General features: G+C 39.0%; 18 protein-coding genes. 14 read left to right on the top strand and 4 right to left on the bottom strand.

Translation table 11 applies throughout. The features are described 5' to 3' along the window. The first annotated feature begins 19 nt into the window (after nt 1-19). From HJG58_RS06320 to HJG58_RS06330, 3 genes are read left to right on the top strand one after another with little or no spacing between them, the layout of a single operon-like run. Complete coding sequence (locus HJG58_RS06320) at nt 20-1,129, top strand: efflux RND transporter periplasmic adaptor subunit (protein ID WP_170248361.1); 1,110 nt, start codon at nt 20-22, stop codon at nt 1,127-1,129. A 15-nt stretch (nt 1,130-1,144) separates the two neighbouring features. Beyond that, nucleotides 1,145-4,243, top strand: a complete 3,099-nt coding sequence (locus tag HJG58_RS06325) for an efflux RND transporter permease subunit (protein WP_170248291.1) — start codon at nt 1,145-1,147, stop codon at nt 4,241-4,243. A gap of 58 nt (nt 4,244-4,301) precedes the next feature. Beyond that, entirely contained in the window at nt 4,302-6,017 is a 1,716-nt protein-coding gene (locus HJG58_RS06330) for a proline--tRNA ligase (RefSeq protein ID WP_170248292.1), read from the top strand. 53 nt (nt 6,018-6,070) lie between these two features. Here HJG58_RS06330 and HJG58_RS06335 read toward each other — a convergent pair whose 3' ends face one another. The 3 genes from HJG58_RS06335 to HJG58_RS06345 all read right to left on the bottom strand — a co-directional run bounded on the left by HJG58_RS06335 (nt 6,071) and on the right by HJG58_RS06345 (nt 7,415). Then, a complete protein-coding gene (locus HJG58_RS06335; RefSeq protein ID WP_170248293.1) occupies nt 6,071-6,412 on the bottom strand; it encodes a YegP family protein in 342 nt (113 codons plus the stop codon). A gap of 211 nt (nt 6,413-6,623) precedes the next feature. Beyond that, nucleotides 6,624-6,968 carry a zinc ribbon domain-containing protein YjdM gene (locus tag HJG58_RS06340; RefSeq protein WP_170248294.1) on the bottom strand — a complete coding sequence of 115 codons (345 nt, stop codon included), beginning with the start codon at nt 6,966-6,968 and terminating at the stop codon, nt 6,624-6,626. A gap of 90 nt (nt 6,969-7,058) precedes the next feature. Continuing rightward, nucleotides 7,059-7,415, bottom strand: coding sequence for a DUF488 domain-containing protein (locus tag HJG58_RS06345; RefSeq protein ID WP_170248295.1), 357 nt, complete (start codon nt 7,413-7,415; stop codon nt 7,059-7,061). A gap of 174 nt (nt 7,416-7,589) precedes the next feature. Here HJG58_RS06345 and rutD point away from each other — a divergent pair, with 174 nt between their 5' ends. The 8 genes from rutD to HJG58_RS06385 all read left to right on the top strand — a co-directional run bounded on the left by rutD (nt 7,590) and on the right by HJG58_RS06385 (nt 14,565). Beyond that, a complete protein-coding gene (gene rutD / locus HJG58_RS06350; RefSeq protein ID WP_170248296.1) occupies nt 7,590-8,396 on the top strand; it encodes a pyrimidine utilization protein D in 807 nt (268 codons plus the stop codon). Next, the gene (locus HJG58_RS06355; RefSeq protein ID WP_170248297.1) at nt 8,393-8,980 is read left to right on the top strand and encodes a malonic semialdehyde reductase; all 588 of its coding nucleotides are present in this window, start codon (nt 8,393-8,395) and stop codon (nt 8,978-8,980) included. Before rutD ends, HJG58_RS06355 begins: the two co-directional genes overlap by 4 nt. Before the next feature lie 358 nt (nt 8,981-9,338). After that, nucleotides 9,339-10,457, top strand: a complete 1,119-nt coding sequence (gene rutA / locus HJG58_RS06360; RefSeq protein WP_170248298.1) for a pyrimidine utilization protein A — start codon at nt 9,339-9,341, stop codon at nt 10,455-10,457. Further along, the gene (rutB, locus tag HJG58_RS06365; RefSeq protein ID WP_068612103.1) at nt 10,454-11,206 is read left to right on the top strand and encodes a pyrimidine utilization protein B; all 753 of its coding nucleotides are present in this window, start codon (nt 10,454-10,456) and stop codon (nt 11,204-11,206) included. The genes rutA and rutB overlap by 4 nt, the downstream gene beginning before the upstream one ends. Nucleotides 11,207-11,252: 46 nt before the next feature. Next, the gene (gene rutC / locus HJG58_RS06370; protein WP_170248299.1) at nt 11,253-11,636 is read left to right on the top strand and encodes a pyrimidine utilization protein C; all 384 of its coding nucleotides are present in this window, start codon (nt 11,253-11,255) and stop codon (nt 11,634-11,636) included. Nucleotides 11,637-11,702: 66 nt separating this feature from the next. Continuing rightward, the gene (gene rutF / locus HJG58_RS06375; RefSeq protein WP_081310019.1) at nt 11,703-12,293 is read left to right on the top strand and encodes an NADH-dependent FMN reductase RutF; all 591 of its coding nucleotides are present in this window, start codon (nt 11,703-11,705) and stop codon (nt 12,291-12,293) included. 31 nt (nt 12,294-12,324) lie between these two features. Further along, the gene (rutG, locus tag HJG58_RS06380) at nt 12,325-13,677 is read left to right on the top strand and encodes a pyrimidine utilization transport protein G (protein WP_170248300.1); all 1,353 of its coding nucleotides are present in this window, start codon (nt 12,325-12,327) and stop codon (nt 13,675-13,677) included. Nucleotides 13,678-13,692: 15 nt separating this feature from the next. Next, the gene (locus HJG58_RS06385; RefSeq protein ID WP_086265188.1) at nt 13,693-14,565 is read left to right on the top strand and encodes an NAD(P)-dependent oxidoreductase; all 873 of its coding nucleotides are present in this window, start codon (nt 13,693-13,695) and stop codon (nt 14,563-14,565) included. 48 nt (nt 14,566-14,613) lie between these two features. Here the strand turns inward: HJG58_RS06385 and HJG58_RS06390 are convergent, their stop codons facing one another. Then, on the bottom strand, nt 14,614-15,066 hold the full coding sequence (locus HJG58_RS06390) for an SRPBCC family protein (RefSeq protein ID WP_014207573.1): 453 nt from the start codon (nt 15,064-15,066) through the stop codon (nt 14,614-14,616). 214 nt (nt 15,067-15,280) lie between these two features. On the opposite strand from HJG58_RS06390, the gene ygfZ reads away from it, so the two are divergent. The 3 genes from ygfZ to HJG58_RS06405 all read left to right on the top strand — a co-directional run bounded on the left by ygfZ (nt 15,281) and on the right by HJG58_RS06405 (nt 17,869). After that, nucleotides 15,281-16,003, top strand: a complete 723-nt coding sequence (ygfZ, locus tag HJG58_RS06395) for a CAF17-like 4Fe-4S cluster assembly/insertion protein YgfZ (RefSeq protein ID WP_170248301.1) — start codon at nt 15,281-15,283, stop codon at nt 16,001-16,003. Nucleotides 16,004-16,149: 146 nt separating this feature from the next. After that, entirely contained in the window at nt 16,150-16,860 is a 711-nt protein-coding gene (locus HJG58_RS06400; RefSeq protein WP_170248302.1) for a DsbC family protein, read from the top strand. Nucleotides 16,861-17,044: 184 nt separating this feature from the next. Continuing rightward, a complete protein-coding gene (locus tag HJG58_RS06405) occupies nt 17,045-17,869 on the top strand; it encodes a tetratricopeptide repeat protein (RefSeq protein ID WP_170248303.1) in 825 nt (274 codons plus the stop codon). Nucleotides 17,870-17,895: the final 26 nt, after the last annotated feature.

The following is a 17,895-nucleotide window of genomic DNA, read 5'->3' on the forward strand; positions in this document are numbered from 1 at the left end:
ATGATGCTGTATGCACACAATGCATCTCACCCCTTCTACTTTTTTTAAACTGAGTATTATTAGTTTATGTTTAATTTTAACTGCATGTAATCAGCAAGAAACAACCAAAACTACTGAATCAGCTCCTGTAAAAATTGAGCTTATTCCTCAAGACCTTATTGCAGTTAAAGAAGGAGCACTTGACTCCAAAACTGCATTTACAGGAACAATTCGTGCGGTTCAGCAAAGTTCCATTCAGGCACAAGTGAGTGCAACAGCGACGAATGTCACTGCCAATGTTGGTCAACAGGTACAAAAAGGTCAAGTGCTGGTGAGATTGAATAATCAGGACAATGTTGCACGTTTAGCACAAGCACGCGCCAACCTTGCATCAGCTCAATCACAAGCTGAACTTGCACGTAATTTGATGAACCGGAAACAAAGATTATTTAATCAAGGTTTTATTGCTCGTGTCGAGTTTGAACAAAGTCAGGTTGACTACAAAGGCCAGCTTGAAAGCGTAAAAGCACAACAAGCAAATGTCGACATTGCTAAAAAAGCTGATCAGGACGGAATTATTATCAGTCCAATTTCAGGTGTGATTACTAAACGACAAGTAGAACCAGGTCAAACTGTTTCAGTTGGACAAACATTATTTGAAATCGTAAATCCCGACCAACTTGAAATACAGGCCAAGTTACCAATTGAGCAACAGTCTGCGCTTAAGGTAGGTAACAGCATTCAATATCAGATTCAGGGAAATTCTAAACAATTAAACGCAACGCTTACTCGTATTTCACCTGTTGCAGATCAAGAGAGCCGACAAATTGAGTTTTTTGCTGCTCCTAAAGAAAAAATTGATTCGTTAAGCATAGGAGCGTTTATTAATGGAAATATTTTGCGCAATGACACTCATCAAGGCCAAACGATTCCTTTAGACAGCATTCAAAATATGCAACATGACCCGTTTGTATGGGTGATACGCAATCACACCATTCAAAAAGTTAAAATTCGGGTGGTTGAACAGCGTTATAACGACAATATTGCTTTAGTCGAAGGTTTACAAAGCACAGATATGGTCAGCCGTATTCAATTTGAAGATTCCGACATTAATAAAAAAGTGACGGTTACAACCGACAAAAATAAATAAGGTAGCAAATAGCGTATGTGGTTTACTCGAATCAGTGTGAAATACCCCGTTTTTACCATTATGATGATGCTCAGCTTAATGGTACTCGGGTTGGCGTCTTGGAAACGTATGACTGTCGAAGAGTTTCCAAATATAGATTTCCCATTCGTAGTAGTCACCACACAATATGCGGGTGCGTCGCCTGAAGCGGTTGAGTCAGATATAACAAAAAAACTTGAAGATCAAATCAATACTATTTCGGGCATTAAACAGATTACTTCACGCTCAAGTGAAGGCCTTTCAATGGTGATTGCCGAGTTTAATCTTGATACTTCTTCGGCGATTGCTGCTCAGGATGTTCGTGACAAAATTGCAACCGTCACTGCGCAGTTCCGTGACGAAATTGATACACCGATTGTGCAACGCTATGACCCCTCGTCTAGCCCAATCATGTCAGTCGTATTTGAATCAAACAGCATGAGTCTGGCGCAATTAAGTTCCTATGTAGATAAACGTATTGTGCCTCAGCTTAAAACTGTTTCTGGTGTGGGTAATGTCAATTTACTAGGTGATGCTAAACGTCAAATTCGGATTAAGGTTCATCCTGAACAATTACAAAGCTACGGTATTGGTATTGATCAGGTCATTAACACGCTAAAAAATGAAAATATTGAAGTACCTGCAGGAACCTTACAGCAAAAGAATTCTGAACTGGTTGTACAGATTCAATCAAAAGTCATCCATCCTCTTGGATTTGGTGATTTAGTTATTGCTAATAAAAATGGTTCCCCTATTTTTTTAAAACAAGTAGCAACCGTTGAAGATACTCAAGCCGAACTACAATCGAGTGCCTTTTATAATGGAAGAACAGCGGTTTCTGTCGATATTTTAAAAAGCTCCGATGCCAATGTAATTAAAGTCGTCGATCAGACTTATCTAACGTTAGAGAAATTAAAAGATCAAATGCCTGCGGGTTTAGATTACAAAGTCGTAGCTGATAGCTCTAAAGGTATTCGCGCTTCAATCAAAGATGTTGTTCGAACCATTATTGAAGGTGCTGCTTTAGCAGTTCTCATTGTTTTACTCTTTTTAGGCTCTTTCCGCTCTACAGTTATTACCGGTTTAACCTTACCTATTACTTTGCTCGGAACCTTAACTTTTATTTGGGCTTTCGGGTTTAGCATTAACATGATGACGCTGTTAGCACTATCGCTCAGTATTGGTTTACTTATTGATGATGCAATTGTAGTTCGGGAAAATATTGTCAGACATACTGAACTTGGCAAAGACCACGTAACTGCAGCTCTTGAAGGGACAAAAGAAATTGGTTTAGCCGTACTCGCAACTACACTTACCATTGTGGCAGTATTTCTACCTGTTGCCTTTATGGGTGGTCTGATTGGACGTTTCTTTTATCAGTTCGGTGTAACAGTCAGTACAGCTGTTCTAATTTCAATGTTTATTAGTTTTACGCTCGATCCAATGCTTTCTGCTCATTGGAAAGATCCTGTAAAGAAAAAAGATAATTGGCTACAACGGTTTTTTAACCATATTTCTAAAATACTAGATCGGCTTACCCATGTTTATGAAAAGCTATTAAAACTTGCTCTACGCTTCCGTTTAATCACGGTTATTGTTGCAATCGCTTCATTATTTGCTGCATTAGGACTATCGAAACTGATTGGGACCGAATTTGTACCTACACCAGATAAGGGTGAAGTGCGCATTCAGTTCGAGACTCCTGTAGATTCTTCTTTAGAATATACCCAAGCAAAATTACATCAGGTCGATCAAATTATTAGACAATTCCCTGATGTCGTTTCTACTTATGGTGTAGTGAACAGTGAAGTAGACTCTGGTAAAAACCATGCCGGTTTAGGAGTGACCTTAAAGCCAAAACAAGAACGTAGCTCAGATCTAAATACACTCAATAATGAGTTCCGTGATCGTTTGCAAACTGTAGCGGGTATTCAAGTGACTTCTGTTGCCGCAGCACAAGACTCTGTATCTGGCGGTCAGAAACCAATCATGATTTCGATTAAAGGATCTGACCTAAATGAACTACAAAAAATTTCAGATCGCTTTATTGCAGAAATGGAAAAAATTAAAGGCGTAGTTGATTTAGAAAGTTCATTGAAAGAACCTAAACCTACTTTGGGTGTTCATATTAATCGCGTGCTGGCAAGTGATTTGGGCTTATCTGTTTCCCAAATTGCGAATGCCATTCGACCATTAATTGCGGGCGATAATGTCACCACTTGGGAAGACCGTGATGGTGAAACTTATGATGTGAATTTACGTTTAAATGAAAATAAACGTATGCTTCCGCAAGATGTGCAAAATTTATATATCAACTCTAATAAAACCAATGCAGCTGGACAAAATATACTAGTTCCATTGAGTGCCGTCGCAACGACCGAAGAAAAGCTTGGGGCTTCGCAAATTAACCGACGTGATCTTGAACGTGAGGTTCTTATTGAGGCAAATACCTCAGGTCGCCCTAGTGGCGATATTGGTCAAGACATCGACAAAATGCAAAAAGCATTTAAGTTACCTGCAGGTTATACATTCGATACGCAAGGGGCAAACGCCGATATGGCTGAATCTGCGGGATACGCATTAACAGCCATTACCCTATCGATTGTATTTATTTATATCGTGCTAGGTTCTCAGTTCAATAGCTTTATTCATCCCGCAGCAATTATGGCCTCTTTACCCTTGTCATTGATTGGTGTTTTTCTTGCCTTATTCCTGTTCCAAAGCACGCTAAATCTGTTTTCGATTATTGGTATTATCATGCTGATGGGGCTTGTCACTAAAAATGCGATTTTGCTGATCGATTTTATTAAGAAAGCGATGGATCAGGGTGTCAGCCGTTATGACGCTATTTTGCAAGCTGGTAAGACCCGTTTACGTCCAATTTTGATGACAACAAGCGCTATGGTGATGGGGATGGTTCCATTGGCTTTAGGTCTCGGCGAAGGCGGTGAACAAAGCGCACCAATGGCTCATGCGGTTATTGGTGGAGTGATTACCTCTACCCTATTAACTCTTGTGGTTGTACCCGTCATTTTCACTTATCTGGATGACTTGAAAAACTTTATGCTGCATCAAACTCGACGATTCATGTCATAATGCAGCGATTATCGTATAATCTGCGTTTTTATAACGCTTAACTTTTAGGACTTTTTCCATGCGCGCAAGCCGCTTTTTATTTGCAACGTTGAGAGAAACCCCAAATGATGCTGAAGTGATTTCACACCAGCTCATGTTACGTGCGGGGATGATTCGTAAATTGGCATCTGGTTTATATACATGGCTGCCGATGGGAACACGTGTGCTTAAAAAAGTAGATGCGATTGTTCGTGAAGAAATGAACCGTTCAGGCGCGATGGAAGTATTCATGCCCGTGACTCAACCCGCAAGTCTTTGGGAAGAATCAGGTCGATATGAACAATATGGTCCTGAGTTATTACGCTTTAAAGATCGTCATAGGAACCCATTCGTACTTGGGCCAACGCATGAAGAAGTTATTACAGATATGGCTCGTAACGAATTAAAAAGTTATAAGCAGCTCCCTGTAAACTTCTATCAAATTCAAACCAAATTCCGTGATGAAATTCGACCACGTTTTGGTGTAATGCGTTCACGTGAGTTCATCATGAAAGATGCTTATTCTTTCCATGCAACTCAAGAGTCATTACAAGAAACTTATGATGTGATGTACGACACTTATAGCCGTATTTTCACTCGTTTAGGTTTAGATTTCCGCCCAGTACAAGCAGATACAGGTTCTATTGGTGGTTCAGCTTCACACGAATTCCACGTATTGGCTGCAAGTGGTGAAGATGACATCGCATTTTCAACTGAATCTGATTATGCGGCAAACGTTGAAATGGCTGAGGCTGTTTTAGTTGGTGAACGTGCAGCACCGACACAAGAATTTAAATTGGTTGAAACACCAAACCAAAAAACGATTGATGATGTTTGCCAATTCTTAAATGCTGATCCAAAGCAATCTGTTAAAGCATTATTGGTTCAAGGCGTTGCTGATGAAAAAGGTAATGTTCCTGTCATTGCTCTATTTGTACGTGGCGACCACGAACTTAATGAGATTAAAGCTGAGAAGCATCCTTTAGTTGCTGCGCCGCTTACTTTTGCAACTGAAGAACAACTCCAAGCATTTGGTTTAACTGCTGGCTTTACAGGTCCACAAGGTTTAGTCGAAAAAGGCTTAACTGTAATTGTTGACCGTGCTGCATCTGTTCTTTCTGATTTCGTTGCTGGTGCAAATGAAGCGGACAAACATGCGGTTGGCGTAAACTGGGAACGTGATGCACAAATTAGCGAAGTTTTTGATCTACGTAATGTGGTTGAAGGCGATCCATCTCCAGATGGCAAAGGCACACTACAAATTAAACGCGGTATTGAAGTAGGTCATATTTTCCAGCTTGGTACTAAATACTCTGAAGCTTTGGGCTGTAAAGTTCTAGGTGAAGATGGCAAACCATTTACAGTAACCATGGGATGCTACGGTATTGGTGTAACACGTGTTGTTGCAGCTGCAATTGAACAAAACTACGATGACAAAGGTATTATCTGGCCTCAAGCTATTGCACCTTTTGAAATTGCAATTGTTCCAATGAATGCGCACAAATCACCACGTACTCTTGAAGCAGCAGAGTCTCTTTATGCAGAACTTCAAGCTCAAGGTTTTGATGTGTTACTTGATGATCGTAACGAACGTCCAGGTGTTAAATTCTCTGACCTTGAATTGATGGGTATTCCACACCGTATTGTAATTGGTGAAAAAGGTTTGGATGCTGGTACTTTTGAATACAAAGGCCGCCGCGATGCTGAAGCGAGTAATTTAACTAAAGAAGAGCTTTTAGCTAAATTAGTGCGTTAATAAATACATAAATAAAAAAGCAGCTTTTAGAAGCTGCTTTTTTATTTCAATTTTTATGCTTGAAGAGTTAAATCCTTGATAGTCGTAGATGAACCATTATTTTTAACCGACTCAATTCCTTTATCACGTGAAGCTTCGCTCGCATAGAACTGGCTCGTGCCAATAATCTGATGATTTGCAGCTTTTAAATTGAAATAAGGTTTCCCATTCTTTGCAGTTAAACGCTCATATCGGCCATCATCACCACTGTTTTTCTGAATTGACTCAATACCATTTACAGCAGAAGCTTTTGCCTTATATAGCTCACTATTTAAAATAGGTTCACCATTTCCTGCCTTCAAGATAAAGCGGTATTGTCCATCACTCGCCTGTGAAATTTCGTACCATCCTGCCATAAAAACCTCATTTTTTTGTTGGTGTGAGTATGACTTTCGTTATTATTCTGGACGAAAGTTATTTGTTATTAATGACAATATAAAGACGCGAACATTCCTTGAATAGTCCATTTTTTATACTTTTTCGTAATAAAATTATAATGATGTTAGAAATTTAAAAAGCAGAGATATAACCGTGTATCTCTGCTGAAATGTAATAATAATTAACAGTTTAAGCTTTTTTTACAAATTCAGATTTTAATTTCATCTGACCAATACCATCAATTTTACAATCAATATTGTGACCATCACTTGCATCTAGCACTAGACGAATCGTTTTTACCTTCGTACCTACTTTAACGACTGAAGAAGAACCTTTAATTTTTAAGTCTTTGATTACAGTGACGCTATCACCATCTGCCAAGACATTTCCATTTGCATCTTTAATAATTTCTTGTTCTTCAGTTGTTGATGCTTCTCCTTCTTTCCACTCATGTGAACATTCAGGACAAATCAATAAGTCGCCATCTTGGTAAGTATATTCTGATTGGCATTTTGGGCAGTTTGGCAAAGACATGAAAAAAATCTCAAAAAGTATATTATGCGAGAAATGACTCATTTTTTAAAGTTTTAAATAATAGACTTTTACCAAAAAAAAATTTATATATTATTTTAAGTTTTTACTTAATAAATATTCCTTCAAAATAATTGCGTGATTGTTTTCAACATCTTTTGCTGAATATAAAAGTGTGACTGTATTCCTTGATGCGATTTGTTGTAGCTCTTCAACGGCGGAGTTGGTTTCAAGTTCCTCTAAATAACGCTGTTTAAATTCTTCCCAATGATCTGGTGTTGCAGCATGGAACCACTTTCTAAGTTCAGTTGAAGGAGCCACTTCTTTTAGCCACAAATCCAAGTGGGCATTCTCTTTACTAATTCCCCTGCTCCATAGGCGGTCAACCAAAATTCGCTTTCCATCACTAGGCTCTGCATTTTCATAAATTCTTTTAATATGTATATCCACTTCTAACACCTACTCAGCTCAATCTAAATATCATTGGCTTAATCATCACATTGATTTGCCTTCCTCTACAATCTAAATCTTTTGCGCTAAATATTGTCTCAATTTGCCATTAATGATTAATTCAGGCATATAAATTGCTTTTGAATTTTTCATTATTTTATCAAATGGTAAAAAATGAAATATTATATTTATCCGTGTTCATCTCAAAAAGATGCCCCTTATTTGATTTTCTCATCTGGGTTAGGTGGTCATGCTAGTTTTTGGAGCCCACAACTTGAATCGTTGAGTACGCATTTCAATATCGTGACTTATGACCAAGAAGGCTGTCACCAAGACAGTGCTTTATTACCTGCACACTACCATATGTGTGACATGGCAAATCAAGTACTACACTTATTAGAACATCTTCAAATTCATGAATTCCATATGATCGGGCATGCTTTAGGCGGCATCATCGGAATGGAGCTAGCAAAACAACTACAATCCAGCTCAATTACCATGCTCAGCCTGACACTGATTAATGCGTGGGATGAGCTAGATGCCCATACACAAAAATGTTTTGATGCCCGTATCGCACTATTAGCGTCAGCAGGTGCTGAAGCCTATGTGCGTGCACAGGCATTATTTTTGTATCCTCCAGCATGGATTTCTCAGAATCATAGCTACATTAAAAATACCGAAGATATTCAACTCCAAAACTTTCCACCTAAGACAAATGTATTTGCACGACTCAAAGCATTGATGCGCTTTCAATTACAAGCAGAGCACTTACAAGCATTGCAAGACACCGCAATTCATATCGTTGCCAATCAAGATGATTTTTTAGTTCCAGCACATAAATCACAAGATCTTTTTACCAAACTTGGTCATGGTCAACTCTGCATTTTACCCTCTGGTGCCCATGCTTCCACAGTGACCGAATCTCAACAACTAAATCAAACTTTCATTCAATTTTTCCATAGCATTAAGGCCTTATCATGAATGCAAAAACATTAAATATTTTAGATCAACTCTTTTTAGAAGCTAGAACCCACAGCACGTGGTTAGATAAAGCCGTCAGCCCCGAGCAAATTCAACAAATTTATGATCTGGTCAAAATGGCGCCAACTTCTGCCAACTGTAGTCCTGCTCGTTTTGTATTTTTAACAACACCTGAAGCTAAACAAAAACTCAAGCCAGCATTGTCGTCTGGCAATGTAGAAAAGACGATGACAGCTCCTGTCACTGTTTTGGTTGCAACCGATGCAAGATTTTATGACAAACTGCCAGAACTATTTCCGTATGCTGATGCAAAATCATGGTTTACATCAAGTGAAGCCGTAGCACATGAAACTGCTTTTCGTAATAGTTCATTACAAGCTGCATATTTGATTATGGCATGTCGTAGTTTAGGTTTAGATACAGGTCCAATGTCTGGTTTTGACGCGAAACAAGTTGATGAGCTATTTTTTGCAGGCACAAATCATCATATTAATCTCATCATTAACATCGGCTATGGCGACCCTCAAAAAGTTTATACTCGCCTTCCCCGTTTAAATTTTGAAGAGGCTTGTCGGGTGGAATGAGTTAAATACATAACACCCTCTTCAATCTCAAAAGAGAAATACTTTAGTTCTACACGGCGACTTTAATGTCGCCCTTTTTATTCTGCTGTTTTAGAACATTGGATGTCATGCACATTCCAAAAATAAAATTGATCAAATGATGCACAATGAAGCAAGTTAGTTCCTCCTTGGTGCACAATCGCATTATTCTTTACCATTCGATAAAAATTATACCAAACAATAAATATAAAATACTGATAAATATATAAATATTAAAGTTGGCACGAGCTATGCATTATTGAAAACACATATTGGTTCTGAAAATTATATCTTTTATAGCTTTCAGTTCGACTTCCTAAACTCACGATGGGGAATCAAGATGAAGATCGGCGTTTTTTGTCCAATTGGAAATAATGGCTGGCTGCTTTCAGAAAATGCACCGCAATATAAACCTACCTTTGAATTAAACAAACAAATTGTACAGCGTGCTGAACACTACGGTTTTGACTTTGCCCTTTCCATGATTAAGTTACGTGGTTTTGGCGGAAAAACTGAGTTTTGGGACTATAACCTTGAAACATTTACCCTCATGGCAGGTCTCGCTGCTGTCACCAGTAAAATCCAAATTTATGCAACCGCTGCAACACTAGTCATGCCTCCTGCAATTGTGGCACGTATGGCATCGACCATAGATTCGATTTCCAACGGTCGCTTTGGACTAAACGTCGTGACTGGATGGCAAATGCCTGAATATTCCCAAATGGGTATGTGGCCTGGCGATGAATATTTTGCTAAGCGCTATGACTACTTATCTGAGTATGTCGAAGTTTTGCGTGAACTTTGGGCAACTGGGAAGTCAGACCTAAAAGGCGAGTTCTTCCAGATGAATGATTGTCAGGTCAAACCACAGCCTCAAGCTGATATGAAAATTATCTGTGCAGGACAGTCTGATGCTGGTTTAGCTTTTTCCGCAAAATATGCTGACTACAACTTTGTTTTCGGAAAAGGTTTAAACACACCGACAGCCTATGCCGAAATTAATGATCGCTTAAAAGTTCAAACCGACAAAACTGGACGAAATGTACAAACCTATGTGTTGTTTATGGTAATTGCTGCCGAAACAGATGAAGCCGCAATGCAGAAGTGGCAACACTATAACGATGGTGCAGACATGGAAGCTATTCGTTGGCTACAAGACCAAGGTGCAAAAGATAAAGTGTCTGGGACTGACACCAATATTCGCCACATGGCCTCTAGCGTTTCTCCCGTCAATATCAATATGGGCACCATTGTTGGCTCTTTTAAAAATGTCGCAAAAATGCTTGATCAAATTTCTGAGATTAAAGGGACAGAGGGAATTTTGTTGACCTTTGATGACTTTTTACAAGGCGTAGAAGATTTTGGTCAACACATTCAACCGCTCATGAAATGTCGTGAAAGTGTCGTTACCGAACTGGCAGAGCAAGTTGAACCAACTGTTTTGGAGAAAAGCGCATGAATGAAATGTCTAATATTGTATGTGCAGAATTCACGGCACAGATTGGTACAGGCAAAGTATTAAAAGCAGAACCTGAACATATTCAACTAGCAGCAGAACAAACTGCGCTTGTTGTCATTGATATGCAAAATGCTTACACCTCTTTAGGTGGGTATTTAGATTTAGCAGGTTTTGATGTCTCAAAGACTAAGCCGGTAGTCGAAAATATTAAAAAGGCGATCGATGCTGCACATAGTGCAGGGATTCAGGTCATCTATTTTCAAAATGGTTGGGATAAAAACTACGTCGAAGCTGGTGGTTTAGGTTCACCAAATTTTCATAAATCCAATGCTTTAAAAACCATGCGTAAACAACCTGAGTTACAAGGCCAACTTTTATCTAAAGGTGGTTGGGACTTTGCTTTAATTGATGAGTTACAACCACTTCCACAAGACATCATTATTGAAAAGCCACGTTATAGCGGTTTCTTTAACACCGCGCTCGACAGCATTTTACGTGCTCGTGGCATTCGTAATTTGGTCTTTGTAGGTATTGCCACCAATGTCTGTGTCGAGTCGACCCTACGTGATGGTTTCTTTTTGGAATATTTCGGTGTTGCACTTAAAGATGCTTGCTATCAAGCCGGACCTCAAGAGGCTCACGACGCAGCGCTATATAACATTAAAACTTTTTTTGGCTGGGTATCTGACACCAATAGTTTCATTGAAACCTTTAGTTCGGCATCAACATTGCTACAGCAATCTGCCTAATTCATACATTTAATTTTATCTAAATTTTTTTGATTTGGAGCTTTTTATGTCTAAACAAGTTGTTATCCCTGAAGGAACATCGGCACCACTTGCACCCTATGTTCCTGCAACCAAAGCAGACAATATTGTGTATGTCTCAGGCACATTGGCTTTTGATGAAAATAATAATGTGGTTTGTATTGGTGATGCTGCAGGACAGACTCGCCATATTTTAGAAACAATCAAAAAAGTGATTGAAACTGCGGGTGGGACCATGGATGACGTAACGTTCAATTCCATTTTCATTAAAGATTGGGCGGACTATACCGCAGTGAATACGATATATGCCGAATACTTTCCGGGTGACAAACCTGCTCGCTTTTGTATCCAGTGCGGCTTGGTGAAACCCGATGCCTTAATTGAAATTGCATCGATTGCCCATGTGGGATAAACGATGTCACTGATAAAAACCTTAAGCATCATAACTGATGTGATGTTTTAGCCTCGATTCATTGTAATGATCATGCATTGGGGCTGGAGAGCAATCATGCAAAAAAGAGAAGAGAAACAGGTTTTAACTCCATCTGCTATTCAGCAGGCTCAAACATGCTCAACACACTTAGAAGTAGATCAGCATACTTTTAGACAAGGCATGGCCAATCTTGGGGCAGCAGTGAATGTCATCACGACAGATGGACCTGCGGGACAGGCTGGTTTTACAGCATCCGCAGTATGTAGCGTAACCGATACACCACCGACACTATTGGTTTGTCTCAACCGCTCAGCATCAGTTTTTAATACTTTTAAACAAAACGAGGTGCTTTGTGTCAATACTTTAGCTGCCCATCAAAGTACCCTATCTACAATATTCGGCGGAAAAACACCAATGCCAGAACGCTTTGCTCATGGGGAATGGAGCAAGCTAATCACTGGTTCTCCGATTTTGAATGAGGCCTTGGTGTCATTTGATTGTGAAATTGTACAAAGCATGAGTATCGGTAGTCATGATGTCTTGTTTTGTTCGGTCAAAGCAATGAAACACCAAAGTGGGCTTAATGCACTTATGTACTTCAACCGCAATTATTGCGAATTACAAACAGCATGCTAATGCAGATAAAAAATGAAAAAGAGGATCTGTTATGCGAACACAAGAATCTTGGTTTCCTAAATTTAAGCCGCACACAGGTAATTTAGAAACTCCCGTACAAATTGATGAATATCTTCCTCCCAGTAAAAGTATTGTTTTGGGGTTACAACATGCTTTTGCGATGTTCGGAGCAACTGTTTTAGCCCCGTTACTCATGGGCTTTGATCCGAACCTCACCATTTTTATTACTGGTATTGGCACCATCTTGTTCTTTTTAATTACAGGTGGGCGTATGCCTAGCTATCTCGGATCAAGCTTCGCCTTTATTGGTGCAGTCGCAGCAGCCACAGGGTATGCAGGGGTTGGATCAAATCCAAATTTAGCTGTGGCGCTGGGCGGTACAATCATTTGCGGTTTGATTTATGCATGCATCGGTTTAATTGTCATGAAAACTGGAACTGCATGGATTGAAAAATTCATGCCCCCCGTGGTCACTGGTGCAATTGTCATGATTATTGGTTTAAACCTTGCACCTGTAACAATCAAAAGCGTTTCGACAAATAGCTTTGACACGTGGATGGCGGTCATTACCATTTTATGCATTAGTGCCGTTGCTGTTTTTACAAGAGGTATGATTCGCCGCCTTCTATTACTCATCGGGCTCATCAGTGCTTATTTTATTTATTTTCTACTCACCAATATCTTAGGGTTAGGCAAACCCATCGATTTTAATGCAATCAGTCAAGCTGCATGGTTTGGCCTACCCACTTTTCACTCACCTGTTTTTAATGCCAAAGCTATTTTATTGATTGCACCTGTTGCGCTTATTTTAGTCGCTGAAAACTTGGGACATTTTAAAGCGGTTTCTGCCATGACAGAACGTAATTTATCGCCATATATGGGTCGTGCTTTTTTTGCAGATGGCATCTGTACAAGTTTATCAGCTTCTGTTGGTGGTACAGGCATGACGACTTATGCTGAAAATATTGGGGTAATGGCTGTAACTAAAGTCTATTCAACAACTATTTTTGTGGTTGCGGGACTATTTGCAATTCTACTCGGTCTATCTCCTAAATTTGGAGCAATCATTAGTACCATCCCTGTCGCTTTATTAGGCGGTGCGTCCATTGTTGTCTTTGGTTTAATTACTGTGGCTGGAGCAAAAATTTGGATCGATAACAAAGTTGATTTCACTAAAAATAGTACTTTAATTATTGCAGCAGTCAGTCTCATTATGGGTGCTGGGAATTTAAGTCTACATATTGGGCCATTTGACTTAGGAGGTATTGGAACTGCGACACTTGCAGCAATTGTTCTTAACCTATTACTCAACAGAACGGAAAAATCCGAAAATCAATCTATTGAAAAATCAGTAGAACCGCTTAATTCTGTCCCGCATCTCTAGTTCTGGAGAAACTCCTTGATTCAAAGTGTTTCATTTATCGGTTTAGGCGCAATGGGATGGCACATGGCTTCCCATTTAACCCAAGTATGCAGCCAAGTCTATGTTTGGAATCGTACTTTTGCTAAAGCAAAGCAACATGAACAAACCTTTGGTACGCAGGCTGTAGATCTGACACAAGCTCTACAAGCAGATATTATCTTTTCATGCCTACCGACTAGCCAAGATGTAGAAAATTTAATTGCGGACTCTCAACTAAAACAAGGCTGTATTTGGGTAGATTGCACTAGCGGTGTGCCAGAGACAGCAAGAAAACTCAGCCAACAGCTCAAATTAAATGGAGTTGATTATTTAGATGCACCAGTTTCAGGACAAACGATTGGAGCTGAACGAGGAACTCTCACGGTAATGGTCGGAGGTGACGAGTCTGCTTTTAAAAGAGCAAAACCAATCATTCAAGCATTTGCTAATTTAGTTGAATATGTCGGCGAAAGTGGCGCTGCCTTTGCAGTAAAAGCCATCAATAACACGTTAATGGCGACACATCTTTGGGCGTTGGCAGAGGGATTAAGTATCCTTAAATCTCAAGGCGTAAATTTACACTCCGCAATGAACTGTATTAACCACTCTAGTGGCAAAAGTAATATTTCAGAACACATCATGATGCAACGTGTTTTAAGCCGTAAATTTGAAAAAACTTTTGCATTAGATTTATTACAAAAGGATATTGGAATTGCACTAAATCTCGTTACTCAAAATAATTTGGAACTTCCAGCTTTTAGTCTTATTCAGCAACAGTTTAATCAGGTTTCCAAACCCGATGCACAACAAGTCGATTTTTCAGCAATAATTAAAATATTGGAACAACAAAACCAATTAGAGCTATGTTAAGAGTAGGTCATACGACCTACTATTTTTTATAAGAAAAGCAGAATAACTTTATTGATCTGGAATTTCAGCTTCAATCAATAAAGTAAGCAAAGATAGGGATTCTTGCCACCCTAAGTAGCATGCCTCTACAGGAATCACTTCTGGTATGCCTTCTTGCGTAATATGCACTTCTGTACCTACCAATACGCTTTTTAGTGTAATAGTAACCTGCATAGTCCCGGGTAAATTTGGGTCATCAAATTGATCGTTGTAGCGAATTAGTTCATTTGGAACTAACTCTACATATGTTCCACCAAAAGCATGGGTTGAACCTGTTGAAAAATTGGTAAAACTCATTTTGTATGAACCACCAACATTTGCATCAAAACTATGAACCTTAGCAGTAAAGCCGTGGGGTGGTAACCACTTGACTAAAGCATCTGGATCTAAAAATGCACGGTAAACTCGCTCGGCTGGTGCCTTAAACACGCGATGAAATTTCACTGTACCTGTTGCCATCATATTCTCCTTATTTTAATTTCCTTAAAATTATTGAAATTATGGCTATTAGCTTAAACCTTCCGATTTATCAGAACGTATATTTTTGGTGTTTTTTTTAACAAAAAAGCCAACTTAAGGACAAACTCAAATTACGAAAACTATGGCTGATTTTTTAGTAAAAATGGAGCAAAATAGTCAGCAATCATAAAGAAACATATTGAATTTGAGATTAATCATGAGTCTGCTCGCTTTCTCCTCATATGCTTTAAACGGTGTAGATGCACAAAAGTTTTTACAAGGCCAAGTTACTGTAGATACTGAACGTTTAGCTGAAAATACAACTCGCTATACAGCCATTTGTGATCTTAAAGGTCGTATTCACTTTGGCTTATGGCTAAAGAAGATTAATCCTGAAAGTTTTGAAATTGTAGTTACTCAAGATCAAGCCGAAGAGTTTGCCAAGCATATTAAAAAGTATGGTGCCTTTTCAAAAATGACCTTAAGTGAACAAGGTGCTGTGTTTCCAAAAGTTGTGAATCATCAAACTGAATTCACTACTGCTGAAACTGATATTTCAGAATGGCAAAAACAAGCCATTATGACTGGTCAAGCTTGGATTACACAGGCCACTGAACATGAATTCCAACCACAGGAATTACGTTTACATCAACGTGAAGGCGTCAATTACGACAAAGGCTGTTACCTAGGTCAGGAAATTGTGGCACGTCTTTGGTTTAAAGCAAAACCAAAACACTGGTTACATCTCGTACAAGGTACAGGTGAAGCGCCTGCTTCAGCAACTCAATTAAATAACGATATTGAAGTCGTTAATAGTATTGCAAATGATGAAGGCTATCTTGCTTTAGTTGTTGCGAAACCTGCTGCTCTACAAGAGTTGGGGCTTCAAGTTCTTGAGTTGCCAGAAGCTTTAAGTGGCGACGTTGCAAGACCACAATAATAATTTTTATTAGCTCGAACTGCCCACTGCTAAGTTAGTGGGCTTTTTTATAGATACAAAACACTAATGATTTCATTAGATTAGAACGTCAATTTTTTAAGCTTTATATGCCATCATTAGCCCTGTTGAAATTAAAGAGAAAAAAGATGAAAACTAAACTTGCTACACTCATGTTGAGTCTGGCTATTTTCGGTTCTGCTCATGCTGATGTTAAAACACTTGAACAAAATCTTAAGACGAATTATCCCGATTTGCCTGTAAAAGGTGTTTATCAATCGCCTGTGCAAGGTATTTATGAAGTGTATACAAGCGGCCGCATTGTTTATACTAATCAAGATGCGAAGTACTTTTTTGTTGGTAATTTAGTCGACATCAAACAACAAAAAAATATGACAGAAGAACGTATTGCCGAATTAGGTAAGATTGACGTTAAAAGTTTGCCATTAAATCAGGCGATTAAATATGTGAAAGGTAAAGGCGAACGTACGCTCTATGTCTTTAGTGACCCAGATTGCCCATATTGCCAGCGCCTAGAACAAAATATGGTTGGGGTTGATAACGTAACCGTATATGTGTTCCTTTATCCTCTTACTAGTTTGCATCCAAATGCTGAAAAAGTTTCAAATCAAATCTGGTGTTCAAAGAATCCGGCAGAAGCTTGGACAAACTATATGCTTAATCGCAAATTACCGACTAATAGCAAAACTTGCTCAAGCCCAATTCAGAAAAATATTGCTTTAGGTCAAAAATTAAATATTGATGGAACACCTACCCTGTTCTTGCAAGATGGCCAAAGACTCTCTGGTGTACCAAGTGATGCCAAACAAATTGAAGCATTACTCCAGACTGCAAAATAACAATATTACCCACTCCGTTATATGAATGTGAGTGGGTATTTTTTCTCCACAATTTGCCCAAAGTGCAGTGCTTTATATACAAATCGGCTGTTTACTTTCAGCAATCAATATTTATGATGAGAAATTGAAACTCTTTCATGCATCAATGGATTGATGTAGCTACGAAGTAAAAGGTTAAAAAGAAATGAAGAAATTACTAATCGCAAGCCTAATCACTCTTTTAAGTGCATCAATTTTTGCAGCTGATAACACAGCGACTGCTGCTAAAACCGATGTTTTTAAACAAGCTGAGCAACTCTACGCAGCAAAAAATTACTCTGCCGCATTTCAAGAAATGCAACGTCTAGCCCAAACAGGTAATGCCCAAGCTATCTATAACTTAGGCTATATGACTCAAATGGGCCAAGGTACAGCAAAAGACTCTTCTAAAGCCCTAAAATATTATGAGGATTCTTCAAATAAAGGTTACGCCCAAGCGAGTTACACCCTTGCACAAATTTATGAGACTGGTGAATTGGGCGTTGCCAAAGATAGCAACAAATTCAGTCAATATATTCAAAAGGCATCAGCTCAAGGCTCTGATGATGCAACTGTGAAAATTGCGACCATTTTATTTGCTCAAAAAAAACCACAGTCACATCAAATTGCCCTTCAAAAATTAGCGCCTTTAATTCGAAAAGGTAACTACCCTGCTATTCAGGTCAAAGCACTCTATGACATTAGCCAAGGCGTTGAAAATAAAAATCCTTTAATGAAACGCCAAGGTATCGAAGCTTTACAGTCAATTGCTCAAAAAGGCTATGCGCCTGCGTCTATGGCTTTAGCCACCATGATGGCGAATGGCAATATCATTCCGCAAAATCTACCGCAAGCTAAAAAGATCTTTACTGAACTCGCCAATCAAAATGTGCCTAACGCTAAAGAGTCTTTAGCCTCGGTTGATAAGATTATTGCAGAAAAGAGCAAACAGGCTGCAAATGCTCCCGCACAGCCAGCACCGAAAAAATAGTGAATGCCTTAAGCCCCGCGAGGGGC

Origin of the sequence: Acinetobacter geminorum, from assembly GCF_013009345.1 — a bacterium.
Taxonomy (GTDB): domain Bacteria; phylum Pseudomonadota; class Gammaproteobacteria; order Pseudomonadales; family Moraxellaceae; genus Acinetobacter; species Acinetobacter geminorum.